Source organism: Sphingomonas sp. LH128 (assembly GCF_000293195.2).
Classification (GTDB): Bacteria; Pseudomonadota; Alphaproteobacteria; order Sphingomonadales; family Sphingomonadaceae; genus Novosphingobium; species Novosphingobium resinovorum_A.
Map to the genome: position 1 here is coordinate 1 of NZ_ALVC01000090.1, position 1,959 is coordinate 1,959.

General features: G+C 64.5%; 2 protein-coding genes. One reads left to right on the plus strand and one right to left on the minus strand.

Features of this window, described 5'->3' with window-relative positions; all coding sequences use genetic code 11:
• Nucleotides 1-776 (minus strand): UDP-N-acetylglucosamine 1-carboxyvinyltransferase (locus LH128_RS08055; RefSeq protein WP_008829117.1); only part of this gene is annotated, 776 nt, incomplete at its 3' end.
• Between the two features lie 157 nt (nucleotides 777-933).
• On the opposite strand from LH128_RS08055, the gene LH128_RS08060 reads away from it, so the two are divergent.
• Entirely contained in the window at nucleotides 934-1,815 is an 882-nt protein-coding gene (locus LH128_RS08060) for a UTP--glucose-1-phosphate uridylyltransferase (RefSeq protein WP_008829118.1), read from the plus strand.
• Nucleotides 1,816-1,959: the final 144 nt, after the last annotated feature.

A 1,959-nucleotide genomic window follows, 5' to 3' on the forward strand; every position in this document is an offset into this window, starting at 1 on the left:
CCCCCCCCCCCGCCGGTGATGGCGGCGGCGCAGGCGTAGGAGCCGGCCTCGATGCGGTCGGGCATGACCATGTAGGTCGCGCCGTGGAGGCGGTCGACGCCGTGGATGGTGAGGTCGCTCGTGCCGATACCCTCGATCTGCGCGCCCATCGCGACGAGCAGGTTGCACAGATCGACGATCTCGGGCTCGCGCGCGGCATTGTGCAGGGTGGACTTGCCCTTGCACAGCACGGCGGTCATCAGCGCGTTCTCGGTGGCGCCGACGGAAACGACAGGGAACGAGTAGCGCCCGCCCGGCAGGCCACCGTCAGGGGCGATGGCGCGCACGTAACCGGCGGCCAGTTCGATCGTCGCGCCCAGCGCTTCCATGACCTTGAGGTGCAGGTCGATCGGGCGGTTGCCGATGGCGCAGCCCCCGGGCAGCGACACGGTCGCCTCGCCCATGCGCGCCAGCATCGGTCCAAGGACGAGGATCGAGGCGCGCATCTTGCGCACGAGGTCGTAAGGCGCGACCGAACTGGTGATGCGCGTGCCCTGCAGGGTCATGACGCGGCCGAAGTCTTCCGGACGGCTGCCCGCGATCGCGGTGGAGACGCCGAACTGGTTCATCAGGTGCTGGAAACCGTCGATATCCGCCAGACGCGGCAGATTGCGCAGCGTCAGCGGTTCTTCGGTCAGCAGCGCGCAGGGCAGCAGCGTGAGCGCGGCGTTCTTGGCGCCGGAAACGGGAATGGTGCCGGAAAGGCGCTTGCCGCCCTCGATGATGATCTTGTCCATCACCGTCCTTTAGCGCCAAACGCGCGTGCTTCAACGGGATCGGATGCAATTTCGCGGCGGATTAAGGGTTCGGTAAGATTAACATGGGGTTGTTGCGCTAAGACTATTTCCGGGCTTTAAACGCAACCGCAACATGAGCGAGGCATTATCCAGACCCATGAGTGACTCGAACTTTCGCAAGCCGGTCCGAAAAGCCGTCTTTCCCGTCGCCGGTCTCGGCACCCGTTTCCTGCCCGCCACCAAGGCGATTCCGAAGGAACTTCTTCCGGTCGTCGATCGACCTCTGATCCAATACGCCGTCGATGAGGCGCGCGAAGCCGGAATCGAGGAATTCGTCTTCGTGACGGGCCGTGGCAAGACCGCGATCGTCGAACATTTCGATACCGCTTACGAACTCGAAGCGACGATGACCGGGCGCGGCAAGTCGCTCGACCCGCTTGAGCCGACCCGCATCCAGCCCGGCAACCTCGTCACCGTGCGTCAGCAGGTGCCGCTGGGCCTCGGCCACGCGGTATGGTGCGCCCGCGCCGTCGTGGGGGATGAGCCTTTCGCGATCTTCCTGCCCGACGAACTGATGTACGGCACGCCCGGCTGCATGGCGCAGATGATCGAGGCCTATAACGAAGTGGGCGGCAACCTCGTCTCGGTGCTGGAAGTGCCGCATGAGGAAGTGTCGAGCTACGGCGTGATCGCGCCCGGCGAGAGCCGGGGCAATCTCACCGAGGTCAAGGGTCTGGTCGAGAAGCCCAAGGTGGACGAGGCGCCTTCGAACAAGATCGTCTCGGGCCGCTATATCCTCCAGCCTGAAGTGATGGGTCTGCTTGAAACGCAGGGGAAGGGCGCGGGTGGCGAGATTCAGCTGACCGATTCGATGGCCAAGCTGATCGGCCAGCAGCCGTTTCATGCGGTGACCTTCAACGGCCGCCGTTTCGACTGCGGTTCGAAGGTCGGCTTCGTGGAAGCGACGCTGGCGATCGCGCTCGATCGTCCCGACATGCGCGACGATGTGCGCGCGATCGCGAAGAAGCTGCTGGGCTGATCAGACAAGCCGATGGTGATGAAAAAAGCGCGCTGCTGTAAGGCGGCGCGCTTTTTCGTGCGCAATCGGCAGGGCGTGCTGGACCCTTCGACAAGCTCAGCCTGAGCGGGGTATGGGGTAAACCTCCCAATCCCGCTCAGGCTG

What these genes read in the sequence shown, in the direction of transcription:
- LH128_RS08060 (WP_008829118.1), top strand. Translation starts at nt 934, where the DNA reads ATGAGTGACTCGAACTTTCGCAAGCCGGTCCGAAAAGCCGTCTTTCCC.